This window comes from Planomonospora alba, from assembly GCF_039534085.1.
Lineage (GTDB): Bacteria > Actinomycetota > Actinomycetes > Streptosporangiales > Streptosporangiaceae > Planomonospora_B > Planomonospora_B alba.
Genome location: NZ_BAAAUT010000041.1, coordinates 13,294 through 33,154, shown reverse-complemented (window position 1 = coordinate 33,154; position 19,861 = coordinate 13,294). Strand labels below are relative to the sequence as shown.

Genomic DNA, 19,861 nt, shown 5'->3' with positions numbered 1-19,861 from the left:
ACGTTGCGTTGTGATTTCCGCCATGTTTCACGCAACCGATTGCAGGTAGTGACGTCGCCCCGGAAGGAGCCGCCGCCCATGGCGCCCACTACGGCGGATCCCCCGATGCGCCGCCGGAGCGGTACGGCCCGGACACCTTATCCGCTGATCGCGCCGGCCGCCATCGCGCCTGCGGGCCTCCCGATCCGCCCGGCGGCCGGCGCCCTCCACCGGACGGCGGGCCCGGGGGCGGTGCCGTACGGCGCCGCGATCGCGGCGCCGTCAGGGGACGAGACGTCGGGGGACGAGACGTCGGGGGACGAGACAGAGAGAGGTACGAAGCGATGACCACCCGCTCCAGGCGTCTGGCGGCCCTCACCACCGCGATCATGCTCGGGACCGGTCCGGCCGCGTGCGGGTCCGACGAGCCGGGCTCCGGCATCGACGGCAAGACGGTGATCACCTTCTGGGACGACAACGGCGGCCCCGCCCGCACCCCGGTGTGGCAGCACATCATCGCCGAGTTCCAGGAGGCCCACCCGGACATCGAGGTCAAGTACGTCGGCGTCCCGATCTCCCAGGCGCAGCAGAAGTACGACGCCGCGATCGCCGGCGGCGACCTGCCCGACGTGGGCGGCGTCACCACCGCGATGCTGGCCAACCTGGTGGCGCAGGAGGCGCTGGACCCGGTGGACGACCTGATCTCCGGCGGCGCGCTGGACGGCAAGCTGAACGAGCAGGTCGTCAACACCGTCAAGGCGACCGTGCCGGACGGCGGGACCTACATGGTGCCGATGTCCACCAACATGGGCGTGTTCTGGTACCGGACGGACTGGTTCGCCGAGGCGGGCCTGGAGGTCCCCAGGAGCTGGGACGACTTCTACGCCGCGGCCGAGAAGCTGACCGACGCCGGCAGGAAGCGCTACGGCTACACCATCCGGGGCGGCGCGGGCTCGATCGCGCAGCTGCTCGAGGTGCTGTACGCCCAGTCCGGCATCACCGAGATCTTCGACGCCTCCGGCAGGTCCACGGTCAACGACCCGAGGAACGTGGCGGCGCTGGAGAGGTACGCCGCCCTCTACCGGAAGGTCACGCCCAGGGCCGACGTCAACAACGACTACGTGAAGATGATCGCGCAGTTCGACGGCGGCACCATCGGGATGGTGCAGCACAACCTGGGCTCGTACAACGACCACGTCAAGACGCTCGGCGAGGACCGGGTCGCGGCCATGGCCATGCCCGTGTCCGGAGGCGGCGCGCGGGTGATCCTGTCGAACCCGGTCACCGGCATCGGCCTGTTCGCCGCCGGAGAGAAGAAGGAGGCCGCGGCCAAGTTCGCCGAGTTCGCCGCCTCCAAGGCGATGAACAGCTACTGGGCGGAGAAGACCGGGCTGCTGCCGGCCAACACCGAGGTCAACGAGGAGGCCTGGCTCAAGGGTCAGCAGCACGTCGACATGGCGGTCAAGGTGCTCAACGACCCGGCGACCAAGGTCGTGCAGATGCCGTACTACCTGCCGGAGTTCAACACGATCACCAAGACCGCCGCGGAGCCGCAGTTCCAGAAGGTCCTGCTCGGCCAGCTGCCCGCCAAGGACTTCCTGGACGAGATGGCCGCCAGCCTGACCGAGGCCCAGGCCGCCTACGCCAAGCGCAACGGCGGCTGAGCTCCGCGGGGCCGGGCTCCGCCGCCCGACCCGGCGGAGCCCGGCCCCGCGGTTCCCCGGCACCCTGTCCCGGCCCCGCTCACCCCTCCCAGCGGCGCAGGCTGGGCCAGGCCAGCAGGCTGACCAGCAGCCGCAGGACGGCGCAGACGAACCAGGGCGCGACCAGCCCGTAGGCGTCGGCGACCAGGCCGCCGCAGACCGCGCCGAGGGGGATGGCGCCGAACGCGATCATCCGGCCCGCCCCGCCGACCCGGCCCAGCAGCTCGGCCGGGATCAGCCGCTGGCGGAGCGAGGAGGCCATCACGTTCCACAGCGCAACGGCCAGGGAGAAGACCGTGAACAGCGCGACCACGGTGACGGCGTTCCTGCCGACCAGGGCGATGGCCAGCCAGCTCAGCGGGATCACCAGCTGCACGCCGAGCGCGACCGGCCGGCCGCCGAGCCTGGTGACGACGCGGTCCGCGACCAGTCCGCCCGCCACGCCGCCGACCGCCATCGCGGCCACCAGCACGCCGTAGCCGCCGTCGCCGACGCCCAGCACGTCGCGGGCGAACAGCACCAGCGTGGCCAGGGCCATGGTCTCGCAGAAGTTCCCGGCCCCGGCGATCAGGGTGAGGGTGCGAGGCAGCCGGTTGCGGGCCAGCCAGCGCAGTCCCTCGCCGATCTCGGCGAGCATGCGCCCGCGCGGCCCGGTGCGCCCGACCGCGCCGTCCGCCCGGATCCGGATGATCATCAAGAGCGCCAGCAGGAACATGACCGCGTCCAGCCAGAACGGCAGCGGCATGGCCAGCGCGAACAGCGCCGAACCGAGCGGCGGACCGCCGAACTCCCGCAGCACCGAGTCGGTGGCCACCCGGCGTCCGTTGGCCGTCTCCAGCCGCGCCTTCGGCACGACGGAGACGATCAGCGCCTCGCTCGCCCCTGTGACCACCAGCCCGGCCGCGCCGACGCCGAAGGCCAGGACGAACAGCATCCAGATCCGGGCCGCGCCGAACGTCACCAGCAGCGCCAGCACGGCGACGAGCAGGACGTGCACGGCCTGGGCGGCCATCAGCAGGCGCCGCCGGTCGAACCGGTCGACCCAGGCGCCCGCCGGGAGGCTGAGCAGCAGCCAGGGCAGCGTGGCGGCCGCGGTGACGCCGGAGACGAGCAGGGGATCGCTCGTGGTCGCCGCGGCGAGCAGCGGCATGGCGGCGACGAGCGCGCCGTCGCCGAGCGTGGACAGGGCACCGGAGCCCCACAGGCGGCGCCAGTCCCGGCCCAGGCCCCTGACGGGCGGGGCTTCGGCGGGCAGGCCCTCGGCGGAGGCCGGAACGCCGGAAGAGGCGCCGGAAGAGGTGTCAGCGATGGTCATGCGGACAGGCTGCGCCGCGGCGGGCGGGCGGAGTTATCGTTTAGCCGGTTCTACAACGTCGGAGGGCTCGGTGGCGGTCACCATCACACTGTCCCGGGCGGAGGTGGGGCGGGTCCGGTTCGCCGCCTCGCCGCTCGCCGAGACGGTCTTCGCCGTCAAGCTGCTGCTGCGGGACGGCGCGAACGCGGTCCACCACCGCTGGGCACGGCGGGCCAGGACGGCCCTGGCGGGCGATCCCGACCTGCCGTTCCTGGCCGCGATGATCTCCGGCTGCGTGCCGGCCTTCCTGCTGCCGCCGCCGGACGGCCCGGCGCCCGGCTTCGCCGAGGAGCTGGAGCGGGTGCGCGGCGCCCCGCACGACTACGTGCACGCCGAGCTCGACGGGGTCTTCGGGACGGGCCGCCGCCCGGCCCCGCACGCCGATCCGGCCGCGGTCCTGGAGCGGTCGGCCCGGGCGCTGGAGCGCTACCACGACCGGCTGATCGCCCCGCACTGGGGGCGGATGCGGGCGATCCTGCTCGCCGACCTCGAACACCGGGCGCGCGCCCTCGCGGAGCGCGGCGTCGAGGGCCTGTTCTCCGCCCTGCACGAGGACATCACCTGGCGGGAGGGCGACCTGGTGGTGGACGGGCGGCGCACGCCCGGCTCCTTCACCGTCGACCTGGGCGGGCACGGCCTGGTGCTCTTCCCGACGATCTTCTGCTGGCCGTACATCTGCATCGACATGGCGCCGCTGGCCGCCGGATCGCTGCGCTATCCGGCACGCGGGCTCGGCACGCTCTGGGAGCCCGCGGAGCCGGTGCCCGACGGGCTGGCCGCGGTGCTGGGCCGGACGAAGGCGGCGCTGCTGGAGGCGCTCGCCGAGCCGTGTCCCACCGGGGAGCTGGCCCGGCGGCTGGGCATCACGGCCAGCGCGGTCTCCCAGCACATGAGCGCACTGCGCCAGGCGGGCCTGGTGACGACCCGCCGCGACGGCCGCACGGCCCTGCACCTGCGCACCGAGCGCGGCACCCGCCTGACCCGGCCCTGAGACCGGTCCCGGGCGAGTGCGCGCGCAGGATCACCGGCGCATATAATTCGGTTGTTAGCTAAATAAGGAAGAAGTGATGAACGCGGTCTACGAGGCACTGGCGCATCCGACACGGCGCCGGATCCTCGCCCTGCTCCGGCAGGGCGAGATGTCCGCCGGTGAGATCGCCGCGCACTTCGACGTCGCCAAGCCGACGCTCTCCGGGCACCTGCGCATCCTGCGCGAGGCCGGCCTGGTGTACGGCGAGCGGCACGGCACGTCGATCGTCTACCACCTGCACCTGTCCCTGCTGGAGGAGTCCCTGGGGGCACTGCTCGACCTCTTCGAGATCGGCAAGACCGGGCCGGAGGCCCCCGCCCGGTCATCGCCGCCCTCCACCCCGCCCGAGAAAGCGAGGACGACGACCGATGACCGCGAACACCTCTGACCGCACGCGCATCGACCTGCGCCCCGGACTGATCGGCAGCGCCGTCGCGCTGCTCGTCTCGGCGGGCCTGTCCGCCTGGGGCTGGAGCACGATCCCCGACGGCGCGCGCATCCCGATGCACTGGAACGCCGCCGGGGAGGTCGACCGCTACGGGACCAAGGCCGAGGCCCTGCTCACGCCCCCACTGATCATGATCGGGATCTGCGTGCTCATGGCCGTGCTGCCGCTGGTCCTGCCCCGGCGGAAGGGCCTGGCGGGCTCGGCGCGCGCCTACACCGCGGCCTGGCTCGGCGTGCTCGTCCTGATCACCGGCCTGCACGCGGCCGGGATCGTCAACGCCGCGGGCGGCGGGATCCCCACCCCCCGGGTCGTCCTCGCCGGGGTCGGCCTGCTCCTGGTGGTGCTGGGCAACTACCTGCCGAAGACCCGGGCGAACTGGGCCGTCGGCGTGCGCACCCCCTGGACGCTGCAGAGCGAGCGGTCCTGGCGGCGCACCCACCGGCTGGCCGGGTGGCTCTTCGCCGGCTTCGGCCTGGTCCTGCTCGCCTTCGCCTTCCTGCTCCCGCTCCCGGCCGTGGCCCCGGTCGTCGTCGGCGGCGCCGTCGCCTGCGGGGTGGTCCCGGCCGCCTACTCCTGGTGGGTCTGGCGGGACGACCCCGACGCCGGCGGCAGGGAGTCCGCCCGGCGCTGAGCCCGCCCGGCGGCGGGCCGGCGGAGTGCGGGCCGGCGGAGTCCGGTCCCGTCCCGGGGCCCGCGGGGTGCGGCCCGCCCTCCACCGGCGCGGAGGGCGGGCCGCCGATCCGGTCCCCGGGACGGCGGCGGGCCGCCGTCCCGGGGACCGGAGGGGTCAGGCGATGAAGGTGCCGTCGACCCGGCGGGGCACGCCGAGCGGGTTGCCCTCGCGCAGCTCCGGCGGGAGCAGCTCGGCGGGCCAGTCCTGGTAGGTGGTGGGCACCAGCCAGCGGCGGATGGCGGCGGCGCCGACCGAGGTGTGCGCGGGGGCGCTGCTGGACGGCCACGGGCCGCCGTGGTGCATGGCCCAGCGCACGGCGACGCCGGTCGGCCAGCCGTTCCAGATCAGCCGGCCCGCCTTGCGGGTCAGCACCTCGACGACCCCGCCCGCCTCGGCCGGGTCGGTCCCGTGCACGGTCGCGGTGAGCGAGCCGTCCAGCCGCTCCAGCACGGCGGGCAGCTCCGCGGGGTCGCGGTAGGTCACCACGATCCCAGCCGGGCCGAAGCACTCCTCGGCCACCCGCGGCAGAGCGGCCGCGAAGGACTCCAGGTCGGTGGTGAACAGTTTGGGGGTCACCGCGTAGGCGCCCTCCCCGGCCCGGCCCTCGGCCAGCGGGGTGAGCTCGGCCAGGCGCTCCAGCTCGTGCAGGAAGCCCTCGCGCATGCGCTCGGTCAGCATGGGCCCGCCGGTGGTCGCGGCGACCGCGTCGGCGAGGGCGGACAGCAGCTCCGCGTCCTCGGGCACGAACAGCAGGCCGGGGTTGGTGCAGAACTGCCCGACGCCGAGGGTGAGGGAGGCGGCGAAGCCCTCGGCCAGGCCCTCGCGGCGGGCCGAGGGGAGCACGACCACGGGGTTGACGCTGCCCAGCTCGCCGTAGAACGGGATGGGGTCGGGCCGCTCGTCGATCATGGACTGGATCGCCTTGCCGCCGGGGATGGACCCGGTGAAGCCGACGCCGACCACATGGGGGTGCCGGACCACGCATCCGCCGGCCTCACGGCCCCGGACCAGGCCGAGCAGGGCCGCGTCCGGCAGGGCGCCCCGGATGACCTCGGCGGACAGCTCGGAGGTGCGGGGGTGACCGTCGTGGGCCTTGACCACCACGGCGCATCCGGCGGCCAGCGCGGAGGCGGTGTCGCCCCCGGCGACGGAGAAGGCGAAGGGGAAGTTGCTGGCCGCGTAGACGCCGACGACCCCGGGCAGCGGACGGTTCATCCGGCGCAGGTCGGGGGCGGGGGGCTCGGCGGTCGCGTGGTCGATGACCGCCTCGACGTACCCGCCATCGCGCAGCACCTTGGCGAAGAGCCGGAACTGCCCGGCGGCGCGGGCGACCTCGCCGCGGAGCCGGACCTCGCCCAGCGCGGTCTCGGCGTCGGCGACCCGCCACAGCTCCTCGACGTTCTTCTCCAGCGCGTCGGCCACGGCCTCCAGCACCTGGGCGCGGGCCTGCCCGGAGCCGCCGGACAGCTCCAGGGCGCGCTCGGTGGCGGGCGTCTCCCGCCAGGCCCGCCCGGCGGCGTGGGCCGCGCGGACGATGGCCTCCGCCTCCGCCGCGGAGGTCGCATGGAAGGGATCGCCGACGGTCTCGCCGGTCCGGGGGTCATATGAGTGGATCATCGGAAACCTTTCTCACCGGGGGCGGCCACAGCGCTCGGGCATCGGGCCACCCTCTAAGGTAAGCGCTTTCCGTGCGCCGTGCCACCTCACCTCGCGGCCCGACCCGCGCCGCGGGATGAGGCGGGGACGACCGGACCGTACCGGAGAGGGCTGACACGCGGCCCGGCCCGGCGCGGTCACCGCCGCGAGCTGGTCCCATAGGGGAACGGGTATCGCTGCCGGACCGATACCGGTATTGGACGCCGACCGGGCGGATCTGGTTCGCTGCTGCCCTCCGGCGGACACCGCCGCCGCCCTCCGGCGGACGGGAGCGAGGGCGGGAACGACGGCGAGGGCCACGGACGAGAGCGAGGACACGGCATGCGGCATCCCCGCGCCCGCCGCCTTCCGGCGGCACTCGGAGCGACCGTGCTGACGGCCGCCCTCCTGACGGGTTGCACCGCCCCCGGCACGGGCGCCGCCCCGGCGGCCTCCCCGCCTCCACCGGCCGCGCCGCCCTCCCCCGCCGCATCGCCGTCCCCCGCATCGCCGGGCACGTCCGCTCCGGCGTCCGCTCCGGCACCCGCACCGGCGCCCGGCCAGGCCGCCGCCCGGCGGGAGCTGCGCGCGCTGGAGGCCTCCTTCGGGGGCCGCATCGGCGCGTACGCCCTGGACACCGGAACCGGGGCGGCGGTCTCCCACCGGGCGGACGAGCGCTTCCCGCTGCTGTCCACCTTCAAGGCCGTGGCGGCCGCCGCCGTGCTGCACCGGGCCCGCACCGCCGAGCCCGGCCTGATGGAGGAGAGGGTGCGCTGGACGGCCGCCGACCTCCAGGCGCACTCCCCGGTCACCGGCGAGCACGTGCAGGACGGGCTGACCGTCGCCGAGCTGTGCGAGGCCGCCATCACGCAGAGCGACAACACCGCCGCCAACCTGCTGCTGGCGCGGATCGGCGGACCCGCGGGCCTGACCCGCTACCTGCGCGCGCTGGGCGACACGGTCTCCCGCCTGGACCGGCGGGAGCCCGGCCTCAACGACTGGCGCCCCGGGGAGAGGCGGGACACCACCACCCCCGCCGCCATCGCCGGCACCCTGCGCGCCCTCGCGGTCGGCGACGCGCTCCACCCGCGGGACCGGGAGCGGCTGAACGGCTGGCTGCGCGCGAACCGGACCGGCGACGCGCGCATCCGCGCCGGCCTGCCGAAGGACTGGACCGTCGGCGACAAGACCGGCACCGGCGGGACCTACGGCACCGCCAACGACGTCGCCGTCGTCCGGCCCGCCGGGGACGCGGCGCCCATCGTCATGGCGGTCTACACCAACCGCCGGTCCGCCGGCGCCGCCCGCGACGACAGGGTCGTCGCCGAGACCGCCGCCGTCCTCGCCCGCGCCCTCGGCAGGCTCCCCCGGGCCGTGTCCTCGCCGTGACGGGCACCGGTCGTCAGTGACGCCCCGCGCCTCCGGCGGGGGACCGGTAACCCGGGACGTCCTCGAGGCGGTGGTAGACGGGCAGGCCGCGCTCCCGGGCGATCCGTACGTCCTGGTCTGCGCCGGTGGACTCGCCGGGCAGGCGCAGCACCGCGTCGCAGTGCCGCAGCAGGCGTTCCGCCGTGGGGTACATGATCTGTTCGGCGACCGGGTCGGCCGGCCCCGTGCCGCCCGCGCCGCGCAGCACGGGAAGCGCGACCCACTCCCCGATCATCGGAACGTGACCGCTGCGGAAGATCGGCCACGCCGCCTCCTCCAGCCGAGCAAGGTTGCGCGCCATCAACTCCGGGTCGTCACCGGTTCCTGAGCGGTAGGGGCCTGCGATCAGAATGAGCATGGCACCGACCATAACGTGAAAGAATCGGCAAAAACAAGGAGAAATGTGCATGCTTGCCGCTCAGCGCCGTGACCTGCTGCTCGAACGCCTGCGGACGGACGGCCGGATCATCGCCAAGGACCTCGCCGCCGAACTCGGCATGTCGGAGGACAGCATCCGCCGTGACCTGCGGGATCTCGCGACGGCGGGCCTGTGCCAGCGCGTGTACGGCGGCGCCCTGCCCGCCTCCCCCGCGATCGCCGACTACACGGCGCGCCAGAGCGTCCAGGCGTCCGGCAAGCAGCGGGTGGCGGCCGCCGCCGCCGCGCTGGTCGGGCCGGGCAGTACCGTGATCATCGACGGCGGAACGACCGCGCTGGCCGTCGTGCGCGCCCTGCCCGCCGACCTCCGGGCCACCGTCGTGACGCACAGCCCGACCGTGGCGAGCGCGCTGGGCGACCACCGGGACGTGGAGGTCTATCTGATCGGCGGACGGCTGTTCAAGCACTCGATGGTCGCCTGCGGCGCCGCCGCCGTGGAGGCCGCACGCGGGCTGCACGCCGACCTCTTCCTGCTCGGCGTGACCGGTGTGCACCCCGAGGCGGGGCTGACCACCGGCGACGCCGACGAAGCCGCGATGAAACGCGCCCTGGCGCGCCAGGCCGCGGACACCTACGTGCTGGCGAGCTCGGAGAAGATCGGTGCGGCGTCCCGGTTCGCCGTGCTGCCGCCGGGCGAGGTCGCCGGAGTGATCACCGACGCGAGCGAAGACGATCCGACGGTGCGGGCACTGGACATACCGGTCCTCCACGCCCCGTGACGCCCGCCGCGCGGCGGGCGCCGCACGCCATCACGCGGCGCCGCGTCGCCGGTCCGTCCGGGGACATGCTCGGGTCCCGGCTACGCCGAGGCCGCCTGGACGGTCTCGCGGGCCCAGCGGTAGTCGGCCTTGCCCGCCGGGGAGCGGACCATCTCGTCGACGAAGGCGAAGGTCCGCGGGACCTTGTAGCCGGACAGCCGGGTGCGGCAGTGCGCGTCGAGCTCCTCGGCCGTCGGGGAGGCGCCGGGCCGGGGCTCGATCACCGCGGCGACCCGGCTGCCCCAGCGCTCGTCGGGCACCCCGGTGACGACCGCGTCGAAGACCGCGGGATGGCCCTTGAGGACCGCCTCGACCTCCTCCGGGTAGACCTTCTCACCGCCGGTGTTGATGCAGACCGAGCCCCGGCCGAAGATCGCGACGGTGCCGTCCTCCTCGACCGCGGCCATGTCCCCGGTGAGCAGCCAGCGCGTCCCCGCCGCGTCGGTGACGAAGGTGCGGCGGGTCTTGGCCTCGTCCCGGTAGTAGCCCAGCGGGATGTGCCCGCTCCGGGCGACCGTGCCGATCTCCCCGGAGCCGGGCTTGACCGGCGTCAGGGACTCGTCGAGCACCGCCAGGCCGGAGGTGGCGTTCGGCCGGTAGCGCAGCCCGGTCTCCGGCGAGGAGCCCGGGACCGCCGAGGCGGTGTAGCCGGACTCGGTGGAGCCGAAGTTGTCGAGGATCATCACGTGCGGCAGCAGCTCCTGGAGCCGGTCGCGGACCGCCCCGGTCAGGATCGCCCCGGTGGAGCTCAGCACGCCCAGCGACGACAGGTCGTAGGAGCCCGCGGCGAGCGCCTCGGCGAGCGGCCGGGCCATCGCGTCGCCGGTGATGTTGATTGTGAAGACCTTCTCCCGCTCGATCGCGCGCAGCACCTCCACCGGGTCGAAGCGGCGGACGTAGACCATGGTGCCGCCCATCCACCAGGTGATGAAGGTGGCCATCTGGGCCGCGCCGTGCATCAGCGGGGCGGCCGCCAGCATGACCAGCGGCCCGGCCGCGCGCGCCTGCTCGACGACGGCCTGCGGGGTGGGGAGCGGGTCACCGTACGGGTTGCCGCCGCCGAAGGCGAAGAACAGGTCCTCGGCCCGCCACATCACGCCCTTGGGCATGCCGGTCGTGCCGCCGGTGTAGATGATGTAGAGGTCGTCCCCGGATCTGTCCGGGAAGCCGCGCGTCTCCGGCTGTCCCGCCAGCGCGATCTCGTACGGCACCGCCGCCGTGATCCTCGACGGGCCGCCCACCGCGACCAGGTGGGTGAGCGTGGGCACCCGGGGCGCGACGGCCGCCACCCGGTCGTCGAACTCCACGTCGAACAGCAGGGCCGTGATCTCGGCGTCGGTGTAGAGGTAGAGCAGCTCCGCCTCGACGTAGCGGTAGTTCACGTTGACCGGCACCGCCCGCAGCTTGAGCGCGGCCAGCAGCGCGGCGATGTACTCCACGCCGTTGTAGAGGTGGATCCCGACGTGCTTTCCCGGTCCGGCCCCGTGCGCGGCCAGGTGGTGCGCGAGCCGGTTGGCGTGCGCGTCCAGCTCCGCGTAGGTCATGCGGCGCCCGCCGCAGACGACGGCGACGCGCTCCCCGATCGCGTCCGCGAGTCCTTCGAACAGATCTGCGTGGTTGAACTCCATCGGGGGCTCCTCAACCGGCCGGTGCGGCCTTCGTGATCCGTGCTGTCCCTGGGTGCTGTCCCTGTGTCCGTGTCGTCCTCGCGGCCGCCGGCCGCCTGTCGTGTCCCGGGCGCTCCGCGCCCGCTACGGCCGGTCGGCGCCGACCACCCACATCGCGAAGAACTGCGAGCCGCCCCCGTAGGCGTGCCCGAGGGCCCGGCGGGCCCCGTCGACCTGGTGCTCGCCCGCCATCCCCCGGACCTGCAGCGCCGCCTCGGCGAACCGGATCAGCCCGGAGGCGCCGATCGGGTTGCTGGACAGCACGCCGCCGGAGGGGTTCCACGGGATGTCGCCGTCCAGCTCGGTGGCCCCGGACTCGGTGAGCTTCCAGCCCTCCCCCTCGGCGGCGAAGCCGAGGTTCTCCAGCCACATCGGCTCGTACCAGGAGAACGGCACGTAGACCTCGGCCACGTCGATCTCCCTGCGCGGGTCGGTGATCCCGGCCTGCCGGTACACGTCCGCGGCGCAGTCGACGCCCGCCTGCGGGTTCACCGCGTCGCGGCCCGCCCGGAAGATCGGCTCGGAGCGCATCGCCGTGCCGTGGACCCAGGCCGGGGTGCCGGTGACCGCCTTCTCCGAGGCCAGCACCAGCGCGCACGCGCCGTCGCTGGACGGGCAGGTCTCCAGGTAGCGGATCGGCTCCCAGAGCATCGGGGTCGACTCGACCATCGCCCGGTCGATGCCGGGGATCTTCAGGTGGGCGTAGGGGTTCCTCAGCGCGTTGAGCCGGTCCTTGACCGCCACCAGCGTGCCGATGTGGCCGGGCGCGCCGGAGCGGCGCATGTACTCGCGGATGTGCGGGGCGAAGTAGCCGCCCGCCCCGACGACCAGCGAGGCGTTGAACGGCCCGTGCGTGGACAGCGCCCAGGTGGCGTTGGATTCCGACTGCTTCTCGAAGGCGACCACCAGCACCCGGTCGTGCACGCCGCCCTGGACGAGGGAGGCGCCGACCAGCGCGGTGGAGCCGCCGACCGAGCCCGCGGTGTGCACGCGCGTCATCGGCTTGCCGGCCGCGCCGAGCGCGTCGGCCAGGTACGCCTCGGGCATCATCACGCCCTCGAACAGGTCGGGCGCCTTGCCGATGACGACCGCGTCGATGTCCTTGAAGGTCAGCCCGGCGTCCTCCAGTGCCCGGACGGCGGCCTCGCGGACCAGCCCGGCGATCGAGACGTCCCAGCGCTTCGTCCGGTACTCGGTCTGCCCGACCCCGATGACCGCGCAGCGGTTTCCGCTCATGGCTCAGCCCTCCATCACGGCGACGAGGTTGTGCTGCAGGCAGGGGCCGCCGGCGGCGTGCCCGACCGTGCGGCCCGCGGTGCCGTCGGTGATCCGCCGGGCCGCCTCGCCGATCCGGATCAGGCCGGTGGCCATGACGGGGTTGGCGGCCAGCGGGCCGCCGCTCGGGTTGACCTCGGTGGCGGGGGGAAGGGCGAGGGCCTCGCGGAGGACGGGCTCCTCGTGACTGAACTGCACGTGCAGCTCGGCGACGTCGACGCCACCCTTGCCGACCCCCGCCGCGCGTGCGGCTTCGGCGGCGGAGGCCGGCCGGGCGAGGTCTCTCATGCCCAGGTAATGCGGATCTATGCGATGGGCGATGCCGGTGATCCAGGCGGGGCGCTCGCACACCCGGCGGGCGAGGTCGCCGGCCGCCAGCACCACCGCGGCGGCGCCGTCGGCGGGCGGCGCGATGTCGTACGGCCGCAGGGGGGCGACCACCGCCTCCTCCCCTTCCGGGTCGGGCAGGTCGAGGGCGTAGGGGTTGGCCCGGCCGGCGGCCCGGCTGCGCCGTACGACCTCGTCCAGCTCGGCCCGGTCCGCGCCGCGCGCCGAGGCCGCCAGCGCGGCGTAGGAGATCTGGTCCAGGCCGAGCGGGGCCAGGTAGTAGGGGTCGAGCTGGAGGGTCATCAGCCGGTACGGGTCCACCGCCTGGGAGGGTTTGCCGAAGCCGTAGACCAGCGCCGAGTCGACGTCGCCGTGCTGGAGCCGGACCCACGCCTCGTACAGCGCCCAGGCGGCGTCCATCTCCACGTGGCTCTCGGAGATCGGCGGCCAGGCGCCGAGCGCGTCGAGCGCGGAGACGAACGAGAACGGCGCCCCGGCCAGGTAGTCGCAGCTGCCCGAGCAGGTGAAGCCGAACGTGCGCAGGCCCGACCGGCGGCGCACCTCCTCGATCACCGGCAGGAGCAGCTCCGGCTCGCTCAGCCCCTCGTCGACCGCGCTGTGCCGGGTCTGCGCGAACGCCACGACGGCCACCTCACGCATCTGGCGCCCCCCTACAGTTCCGCGTCCGGCTCGCCCGTGGGGGCGAACCACCTGATGTTCTGCATCGAGTGCGGGGCCGGGACCCGCTCCTCCGGCGGCACCCAGACGGCCCGCACCCGCATGCCCTGCCGCACCTCGTGCGCGGGCACACCGCCGACCAGCGCGATCATCGGGATGTCCGCGCCGTCGAGCTGGATGTAGGCCGAGACGAACGGCACCTCGGGGGCGCGCGGGTCGGGCAGGTTGTTGATCGCGAAGGTGGTGACCGTCCCGGTGTCGGGCAGCCGGACCTCCTCGGTGATCGGCACGCCGCACTCGGGGCAGGACAGGCGGTAGGGCACGTAGACCTTGCCGCAGGAGCCGCACCGGCAGCCGAGGAACACCCCGTCGGCCACGCCCTCCAGGAAGCGGGCCAGCGCCCGGCCGGGCCGCAGCCGGTAGTCCGCGCGGACCGGGGAGACGATCCTCGTGACCTCGGGGACGAAGCCCTCGATGTCGGTGATGTGGCCCGAGCGCTCGGCCCGCCAGCGGGGGCGGACCCGCAGGCCGGGGCGCATGGCGCGGGCGTCGCCGGCGTCCACCGCGTGGACCAGCGCGGTGTCCGCGCCGTCCAGGCGGATCAGCGCCCAGGCGAACGGCCGGTCCAGGGGGTGGCCGGGCAGGGGCGCCTGCACCCAGGCCCAGCTCTCCACGGTCCCGGCCGGGCCGACCTCGGTGAACTCCCCGGTCACCTCCTCGCCGGTGTCCGGGTCGTGCTCCAGCGGCGGCACCAGGACCCGGCCGCCGGCCGTACGGACCCCGACGATCCGCGCGTCCCGCAGCTCGGTGAGGAAGCGCCCGATCACCGGCCCGGTGGTGCGCGTGTAGCCGCCGGGGAACTCCAGGACGTGGTCGGCGACCGTCTCCCCGGTCGCGGGTCCCGCCTCAGATGGCACGGTCATGTCCCTCCCAGTAGGGGTCGCGCAGCCGTCGTTTGAGGAGCTTGCCGTTGGGCTCGCGCGGCATCCGCTCGATGAAGTCGACGGACTTCGGCCACTTCATCTTCGCCAGGCGGCCCTCCAGGGAGGCGAGGAGCTCGGCGGCCAGCTCGGGGGACGGCTCGACGCCGGGCGCGGGCTCGACCACGGCCTTGATCTGCTCGCCCCACTCCTCGTCGGGGATGCCGAACACCGCCACGTCGCCGACCTTCGGGTGGACCATCAGCTCGTTCTCGATCTCGGCCGGGTAGATGTTGGCCCCGCCCGAGATGATCATGTCGGCCTTGCGGTCGCAGAGGAAGAGGTAGCCCTCCTCGTTCAGGTAGCCGATGTCGCCGACGGTGAAGAAGTCCCGCAGCCGGTTCGCCTCCGTCTTGGCGGCGTCGCCCTTGTACTCGAAGGAGGCGCCCGCCATCTTGATGTAGACCGTGCCGGGGGTGCCGGCCGGGACGGGCTCGAGGTCCTCGTCCACGATGAGGATCTCGCTGATCGGCCAGGGCGTGCCGACGGTGCCGGGGTACTTCTTCCAGCCCTCGGGGGTGGCGAGCGTGCCGCCGCCCTCGGTGGCCGCGTAGTACTCGTAGACGACGTCGCCCCACCAGTCGAGCATCGCCCGCTTGACCGGGACCGGGCAGGGCGCTGCGGCGTGGATCATCCACCTCAGCGAGGACAGGTCGTAGCGGCGCCGGGTCTCCTCCGGGAGCGCGAGCAGGCGCTTGAAGTGGGTGGGGACCAGGTGCGAGTTGGTGACGCGGTACCGCTCGCAGAGCCGGAGCATCTCCTCGGCGTCCCAGCGGTCCATGTAGACGAGGGTGTGGCCCATGTGCAGCGCCGTGCCGCCGAACTGGGTGACGGCGGTGTGATAGCTCGGCGAGGTGACCAGGTGCGCGTTCTCCTTGCCGGGGGTGATGCCGAACAGGGAGAGCAGGAACGTCATCAGCTCGGCCGAGTCGTCCGGGTCCAGGCCGCTCAGCGGGCGGCGCACGCCCTTGGGCCTGCCGGTGGTGCCGGAGGTGTAGTGCATGGTGGCGCCCGCCGTGCGGCCGGGCGGCGGGGTGTCCGGGCGGCCGTCGGTCAGGTCCGCCGTCGGCCGGGCCCCGCCGACGCGGCCGAAGGCGAAGACGCGGTCGGCGGCGATGCCGGACTCGGCGGCCCCGCGCATGCCGTCGGCGGCGTACCGCTCGTGGACGAAGAAGGCCTTGGCCTCGCTGTCGGCGACGATGTAGCCGATCTCAGGGCCGGTCAGGTGCCAGTTGACCGGCGTGTAGTACCACCCGGCCTGCAGCGCCGCCAGATAGAGCACCAGGCCGTCCGCGCCGTTCGGGACCAGGCCGCAGATGCCGTCACCGGCTTTCAGGCCCAGCTCCCGCAGGCCGTGGACGAGGCGGTTGGCCCGGGCCAGCAGGTCGCCGGCGCGGTGTTCGGTGCCGTCCGGATCCACGGCCGCGATCCAGTCCGGGTCCGCCTGCGCCAGTCTCCAGAAACCGAGCGTGCCCATCGCGAGGTCCCCTCTGGTCGGAAGACACCCGGGCCACCGGAGCGAGACGCGCCCCGAGTCGCGGCTGGACACCGGCGGAACGGGAGGCCGTGCACGAGAACGTGTTCTTGTGCGCACGGGCAGAGTAACCCGGCCACCGCCGCCTAACAAGCGTTTGATTATCAAGCCTGAGCCGATATGGGCTTTACCTTTTCCTCACCAATGGCACCGCCGTCGTCACTCTCCGTTGCTATAAGGTAAGGAGAGAGTCAAGTTTTGGGACCAAACTGCTTATTTGTTCCGAATGGGAATTTTGCTCGGCGAAGATGAAGGCCGAGAGACAGCGTCCCCTAGCTGGGCTCATACTGACCAGCCGCCGTCTCCGCTATGGGGAGATCATGCGTTTCACCAAGTCCCTGGCAGCCGCCGGTGCCCTCGGCCTCGCCGTACTGACCGCTGCCCCGGCGTCCGCCGACGACATCGACGGCGTCCCGACCGAGTCAGCTGTCAGCACGACGGAGGCGCAGGAGAACCTCGACGCCGCCTTCACCGAGTCCGCCGCGGACGCCCCTGCCGAGGCCCCCGAGGCCCCGGCCCCCGCCCCCGAGGCGGAGCGCCAGTCCGCCGCCGACCCGGAGCCCGCCGGCCCGGAGCCCGCCCCCGCGCCCGCCCAGCCGGAGCCCGCCGCCGAGCCCGCCGCCGAGCCCGCTCCCGCGCCGGCCCCGGCCGAGATCACTCCCGCCCAGCCGGAGGAGAGCGCCCCCGCCACCGGCGGTTCGGGGCCGAAGACCCCGCCCGGCGACGTCGTGGACGTCAAGCGGCCGCTCATCGACTCGGCCGTCGTCACCCCCGGCGCCGTCGTCCGCGGCGGCGCCTACACCGTGACCGTGCGCACCTCCGACGTGCCGAACGGCGCCCGCGTCTTCGTCCGCGGCATCGGCGGCAAGAGCGCCGCCGGCCTCGTCCGCGCCGGCAGGGCCGTCGTCAAGCTGACCGTCCCGGTGAACACCCGCCTCGGCGAGCACACCCTGCGGGTCAGCGTCACCGGCGCCATGCCGGTCAACACCTGGGCGGTGGTCAAGCCCGCGCCGGTCGCCGCGCTGGACCTCCGGCTCGACCCGGCCAAGCGCCTGCCCGGGCAGAGCTACCAGGCCGTCATCACCACCAAGAAGGCCAAGCCCGGCACCGTGGTCACCGTCAAGGACCCGGGCGGCCGCGCCTACCGCGCCAAGCTCGACGCCCGGGGCACCGCCCGGATCACCCTGACCGTGCCCAAGGGCACCCGCCCCGGCCGCCACGCGGTCTCGGCCTCGCTCCCGGACGGCGCCTGCGACTCCGCCACGCTGACCGTCGTCAAGCCGGCGCCCCGCGCCGGCCGGATCGCCCTGGACCTGACGCCGGACACGATCACGGCGGGCGGGAAGTTCACCGCCCTGGTCGCGACCACGTACGTGGCGCCCGGTACCAAGGTCACCATCTACGACCCGGCCGGCAAGCCGTTCACCGTCAAGGTGGACAAGAACGGCACCGCCATCAAGAAGTTCCACGTCCCGTCCAGCACCGACGCGGGCTCCTACTGGTTCACCGCCAAGCTGCCCACCGGGCAGAAGTCCTCGGCCAAGCTGACCGTCCTGACGTGGAAGGCCAGCGTCAGCCACGGCTACACCCCGCGGGGCGGCGCGCAGACCGGCGGCGGGCTCGCCGGGCGCACCCTCGCCGCGGCCCCCTCCGCCACCGGCGGCTCCACCCTCGGCGCCCTGGTGCTCGGCGGCTCGCTGCTCGCGGGCGGCTCCGGCGCGGCGCTGTTCGCGCGCCGGTCCGGCCGGCAGGGCTGAGCCCCGCCGTCCCGGGTCGCGGGCCGCTCCGCCCGTGACCCGGACCCCGCCGTCCGGGCCCCGCGTCCGGCCGGCCGGACGCCGCCCACGCCCGACCACCCGACCCGAGGCAGGTGACCCGGCCATGTCCGGCCCCACTCCGTCCAAGCGCCGCATCGCCCTCACCACGGGAGCGGCTCTGTCGATCTTCTGCGGTGTGCTCGTCACCGGAGCCGCGCTGGCGGACGACCCCCCGTCCCCCCTCCCGGCGCGGGGGGCGGCCACCTCCGGCGCCACCGCCACCGCCTCCGCCGAACCCGGGGCGTCCGCCTCCTCCGGCTCCGGCGCTGACGAGTCCCCCGCGGCCGAGGCCACCGCCCCGGCGGCCGGGAAGCCCGCGTTCGCCGCCGCCGAGCCGCTGGCCGCCGCCGAGCCGGTCGCCATCGACATCCCCGCGATCGGGGTGAAGGGCGCGCCGATCGACCCGGTCGGCCTCAACGCCGACCAGACCGTCGAGGTCCCCCCGCTGAACCGCCCCGAGCTGGTCGGCTGGTACAAGCACCGCCCGACGCCCGGCGAGGCCGGCCCCGCCGTGCTGCTCGGTCACGTGGACGCCTACGGCGAGCCGGCGGTCTTCGCCAGGGCGCACGCCCTCGCCCCCGGCGACACGATCAAGGTCAGGCGCGCCGACGGCCGCACCGCCGTCTTCGCCGTGGACGAGCTGGAGCGGGTGGACAAGGACGCCTTCCCCACCGACAAGGTGTACGGCGAGACCTCCGCCGCCGAGCTGCGGCTGATCACCTGCGGGGGCGCCTTCGACGAGGCGACCGGGCACTACGAGGACAACGTCATCGTCTACGCCCACCTGGTGGGCTGAGCCGCGGGCGGCCTCTGGCGGGGCGCGCCGTACGGATCTAGGATTACCGACCAAGCGCTTGCCCCAAGCGGAGGTCGCCCGTGGAACAGCTCCCGATCAGCACGCCGCACTGCCGGATCGAGCGCGACGGCCACGTCGTCGTCGTGACCATGGACCGGCCCGAGGCCAGGAACGCCCTCTCGACGGACATGCTGGTCGGCCTCGCCGACGCGTGGGCCTACGTCTCGGACGAGCCCGGGGTCCGCGTCGCCGTGCTGACCGGCGCGGGTGGCACCTTCTGCGCGGGCGCCGACCTCAAGGCCATGGGCCGCCCCTCCTCCGACCCCCGGGTCGCCGAGCGGGCCGCGCGGATCCCCGACTACCACTGGAAGGGCCTGCTGCGCGACCCCGGCGCGCGGCCCGCCAAGCCGATCGTCTGCGCGGTCGAGGGCCACGCCGTGGCCGGCGGCACCGAGCTGCTCGTCGGCACCGACCTGCGCGTGGTCGCCGAGTCGGCCACGCTCGGCCTGTTCGAGGCGCGCCGCGCGCTGTTCCCGATGGGCGGCTCGGCGGTGCGGCTCCCCCGCCAGATCCCCTACGCCTTCGCCATGGACGTCCTGCTGACCGGCCGGGCGGTCACCGCCCGTGAGGCGCTGGCCATGGGCCTGGTCAACCGGGTCGTCCCGGACGGCACGGCCCTGGAGGCGGCGCTGGAGCTCGCCCGGCAGGTCGCCGCGTGCGGGCCGCTGGCCGTACAGGCGATCCTGCGCGCCTACCGGGAGACCGAGGGGCTGCCCGAGGCCGAGGCGCTGAAGGTCTCCGACGCCATCGGCTGGCCGGTGATCGGCTCCGAGGACGCCAAGGAGGGCTCCCTGGCCTTCCGCGAGAAGCGCCCCCCGGTCTACCGGGGCGAATGAGGCGCCCGGCCGCGCGCTCCGGGCGGACACTGCCGGCGCTACACTCCCGCCGGGAAGGCACCGGTACGGCGCAGCTTGAGGGGAAGCTCACACATGGCCTGGTTGATGCTGGCGGGGGCGATCGTCTCGGAGATCCTGGCCACCACCGCGCTCAAACTGAGTGACGGCTTCTCCCACAAGGGCTGGTCGCTGCTCGTGGTGGCCGGGTACGGCACGGCGTTCTTCCTGCTGGCCCAGGCGCTGAAGCTGCAGATGGAGATGGGTACCGCCTACGCCGTCTGGTCGGGGGTGGGCACCGCCGCCATCGCCGCCATCGGCGTGCTCTTCCTCGGCGAGAACCTCAGCGTCGCCAAGGTCGCCGGCATCGTCCTGATCATCGCCGGCGTGGTGGTCCTCAACCTCGCCGGAGGCGGCGCCCACTGAGCCTCCGGGGCGGCGGCTCCGG

General features: G+C 74.2%; 18 protein-coding genes. 10 read left to right on the top strand and 8 right to left on the bottom strand.

Going from position 1 to position 19,861, the window contains the following annotated elements; genetic code table 11:
- Positions 1–323 precede the first annotated feature (323 nt).
- Positions 324–1,643 (top strand): ABC transporter substrate-binding protein, encoded by a 1,320-nt coding sequence (locus ABD823_RS23515; RefSeq protein WP_344863066.1) that lies wholly within the window; start codon positions 324–326, stop codon positions 1,641–1,643.
- Between the two features lie 79 nt (positions 1,644–1,722).
- Here the strand turns inward: ABD823_RS23515 and ABD823_RS23510 are convergent, their stop codons facing one another.
- Positions 1,723–2,997 (bottom strand): MFS transporter, encoded by a 1,275-nt coding sequence (locus ABD823_RS23510; protein ID WP_344863064.1) that lies wholly within the window; start codon positions 2,995–2,997, stop codon positions 1,723–1,725.
- A gap of 70 nt (positions 2,998–3,067) precedes the next feature.
- Here ABD823_RS23510 and ABD823_RS23505 point away from each other — a divergent pair, with 70 nt between their 5' ends.
- The 3 genes from ABD823_RS23505 (at position 3,068) to ABD823_RS23495 (ending at position 5,145) form a co-directional block, all read left to right on the top strand.
- Positions 3,068–4,027, top strand: coding sequence for an ArsR/SmtB family transcription factor (locus ABD823_RS23505; RefSeq protein ID WP_344863062.1), 960 nt, complete (start codon positions 3,068–3,070; stop codon positions 4,025–4,027).
- Between the two features lie 76 nt (positions 4,028–4,103).
- Positions 4,104–4,454, top strand: a complete 351-nt coding sequence (locus ABD823_RS23500; protein WP_344863060.1) for an autorepressor SdpR family transcription factor — start codon at positions 4,104–4,106, stop codon at positions 4,452–4,454.
- Positions 4,435–5,145 (top strand): SdpI family protein, encoded by a 711-nt coding sequence (locus tag ABD823_RS23495; protein ID WP_344863058.1) that lies wholly within the window; start codon positions 4,435–4,437, stop codon positions 5,143–5,145. Before ABD823_RS23500 ends, ABD823_RS23495 begins: the two co-directional genes overlap by 20 nt.
- 156 nt (positions 5,146–5,301) lie before the next feature.
- Here the strand turns inward: ABD823_RS23495 and ABD823_RS23490 are convergent, their stop codons facing one another.
- Positions 5,302–6,804 (bottom strand): aldehyde dehydrogenase (NADP(+)), encoded by a 1,503-nt coding sequence (locus ABD823_RS23490; protein WP_344863056.1) that lies wholly within the window; start codon positions 6,802–6,804, stop codon positions 5,302–5,304.
- Between the two features lie 360 nt (positions 6,805–7,164).
- Here ABD823_RS23490 and bla point away from each other — a divergent pair, with 360 nt between their 5' ends.
- Positions 7,165–8,211, top strand: coding sequence for a class A beta-lactamase (gene bla, locus ABD823_RS23485; RefSeq protein WP_344863054.1), 1,047 nt, complete (start codon positions 7,165–7,167; stop codon positions 8,209–8,211).
- Positions 8,212–8,224: 13 nt separating this feature from the next.
- Here bla and ABD823_RS23480 read toward each other — a convergent pair whose 3' ends face one another.
- Complete coding sequence (locus tag ABD823_RS23480) at positions 8,225–8,608, bottom strand: hypothetical protein (RefSeq protein ID WP_344863052.1); 384 nt, start codon at positions 8,606–8,608, stop codon at positions 8,225–8,227.
- A gap of 49 nt (positions 8,609–8,657) precedes the next feature.
- On the opposite strand from ABD823_RS23480, the gene ABD823_RS23475 reads away from it, so the two are divergent.
- Positions 8,658–9,407: a DeoR/GlpR family DNA-binding transcription regulator gene (locus tag ABD823_RS23475; protein WP_344863050.1), complete on the top strand. Its 750-nt coding sequence runs from the start codon at positions 8,658–8,660 to the stop codon at positions 9,405–9,407.
- Between the two features lie 80 nt (positions 9,408–9,487).
- Here ABD823_RS23475 and ABD823_RS23470 read toward each other — a convergent pair whose 3' ends face one another.
- The 5 genes from ABD823_RS23470 to ABD823_RS23450 form a co-directional block, all read right to left on the bottom strand.
- On the bottom strand, positions 9,488–11,074 hold the full coding sequence (locus tag ABD823_RS23470) for an acyl-CoA synthetase (protein WP_344863048.1): 1,587 nt from the start codon (positions 11,072–11,074) through the stop codon (positions 9,488–9,490).
- 123 nt (positions 11,075–11,197) lie between these two features.
- A complete protein-coding gene (locus tag ABD823_RS23465; protein ID WP_344863046.1) occupies positions 11,198–12,349 on the bottom strand; it encodes a thiolase domain-containing protein in 1,152 nt (383 codons plus the stop codon).
- 3 nt (positions 12,350–12,352) lie between these two features.
- Positions 12,353–13,375, bottom strand: a complete 1,023-nt coding sequence (locus tag ABD823_RS23460; protein ID WP_344863044.1) for a lipid-transfer protein — start codon at positions 13,373–13,375, stop codon at positions 12,353–12,355.
- Positions 13,376–13,386: 11 nt separating this feature from the next.
- Entirely contained in the window at positions 13,387–14,316 is a 930-nt protein-coding gene (locus tag ABD823_RS23455; protein WP_344863042.1) for a Zn-ribbon domain-containing OB-fold protein, read from the bottom strand.
- On the bottom strand, positions 14,300–15,850 hold the full coding sequence (locus ABD823_RS23450; RefSeq protein ID WP_344863040.1) for an acyl-CoA synthetase: 1,551 nt from the start codon (positions 15,848–15,850) through the stop codon (positions 14,300–14,302). The genes ABD823_RS23455 and ABD823_RS23450 overlap by 17 nt, the downstream gene beginning before the upstream one ends.
- 377 nt (positions 15,851–16,227) lie before the next feature.
- Here ABD823_RS23450 and ABD823_RS23445 point away from each other — a divergent pair, with 377 nt between their 5' ends.
- The 4 genes from ABD823_RS23445 (at position 16,228) to ABD823_RS23430 (ending at position 19,839) form a co-directional block, all read left to right on the top strand.
- Entirely contained in the window at positions 16,228–17,664 is a 1,437-nt protein-coding gene (locus ABD823_RS23445) for a hypothetical protein (protein ID WP_344863038.1), read from the top strand.
- 124 nt (positions 17,665–17,788) lie between these two features.
- Complete coding sequence (locus tag ABD823_RS23440) at positions 17,789–18,520, top strand: class F sortase (protein WP_344863036.1); 732 nt, start codon at positions 17,789–17,791, stop codon at positions 18,518–18,520.
- A gap of 80 nt (positions 18,521–18,600) precedes the next feature.
- A complete protein-coding gene (locus tag ABD823_RS23435; RefSeq protein ID WP_344863034.1) occupies positions 18,601–19,416 on the top strand; it encodes a crotonase/enoyl-CoA hydratase family protein in 816 nt (271 codons plus the stop codon).
- A 93-nt stretch (positions 19,417–19,509) separates the two neighbouring features.
- The gene (locus ABD823_RS23430; RefSeq protein WP_344863032.1) at positions 19,510–19,839 is read left to right on the top strand and encodes a DMT family transporter; all 330 of its coding nucleotides are present in this window, start codon (positions 19,510–19,512) and stop codon (positions 19,837–19,839) included.
- Positions 19,840–19,861: the final 22 nt, after the last annotated feature.

What these genes read in the sequence shown, in the direction of transcription:
- ABD823_RS23515 (WP_344863066.1), top strand. Translation starts at nt 324, where the DNA reads ATGACCACCCGCTCCAGGCGTCTGGCGGCCCTCACCACCGCGATCATG.
- ABD823_RS23510 (WP_344863064.1), bottom strand. Translation starts at nt 2,997, where the DNA reads ATGACCATCGCTGACACCTCTTCCGGCGCCTCTTCCGGCGTTCCGGCC.
- ABD823_RS23500 (WP_344863060.1), top strand. Translation starts at nt 4,104, where the DNA reads ATGAACGCGGTCTACGAGGCACTGGCGCATCCGACACGGCGCCGGATC.
- ABD823_RS23495 (WP_344863058.1), top strand. Translation starts at nt 4,435, where the DNA reads ATGACCGCGAACACCTCTGACCGCACGCGCATCGACCTGCGCCCCGGA.
- ABD823_RS23490 (WP_344863056.1), bottom strand. Translation starts at nt 6,804, where the DNA reads ATGATCCACTCATATGACCCCCGGACCGGCGAGACCGTCGGCGATCCC.
- bla (WP_344863054.1), top strand. Translation starts at nt 7,165, where the DNA reads ATGCGGCATCCCCGCGCCCGCCGCCTTCCGGCGGCACTCGGAGCGACC.
- ABD823_RS23480 (WP_344863052.1), bottom strand. Translation starts at nt 8,608, where the DNA reads ATGCTCATTCTGATCGCAGGCCCCTACCGCTCAGGAACCGGTGACGAC.
- ABD823_RS23475 (WP_344863050.1), top strand. Translation starts at nt 8,658, where the DNA reads ATGCTTGCCGCTCAGCGCCGTGACCTGCTGCTCGAACGCCTGCGGACG.
- ABD823_RS23470 (WP_344863048.1), bottom strand. Translation starts at nt 11,074, where the DNA reads ATGGAGTTCAACCACGCAGATCTGTTCGAAGGACTCGCGGACGCGATC.
- ABD823_RS23465 (WP_344863046.1), bottom strand. Translation starts at nt 12,349, where the DNA reads ATGAGCGGAAACCGCTGCGCGGTCATCGGGGTCGGGCAGACCGAGTAC.
- ABD823_RS23460 (WP_344863044.1), bottom strand. Translation starts at nt 13,375, where the DNA reads ATGCGTGAGGTGGCCGTCGTGGCGTTCGCGCAGACCCGGCACAGCGCG.
- ABD823_RS23455 (WP_344863042.1), bottom strand. Translation starts at nt 14,316, where the DNA reads ATGACCGTGCCATCTGAGGCGGGACCCGCGACCGGGGAGACGGTCGCC.
- ABD823_RS23450 (WP_344863040.1), bottom strand. Translation starts at nt 15,850, where the DNA reads ATGGGCACGCTCGGTTTCTGGAGACTGGCGCAGGCGGACCCGGACTGG.
- ABD823_RS23445 (WP_344863038.1), top strand. Translation starts at nt 16,228, where the DNA reads ATGCGTTTCACCAAGTCCCTGGCAGCCGCCGGTGCCCTCGGCCTCGCC.
- ABD823_RS23440 (WP_344863036.1), top strand. Translation starts at nt 17,789, where the DNA reads ATGTCCGGCCCCACTCCGTCCAAGCGCCGCATCGCCCTCACCACGGGA.
- ABD823_RS23430 (WP_344863032.1), top strand. Translation starts at nt 19,510, where the DNA reads ATGGCCTGGTTGATGCTGGCGGGGGCGATCGTCTCGGAGATCCTGGCC.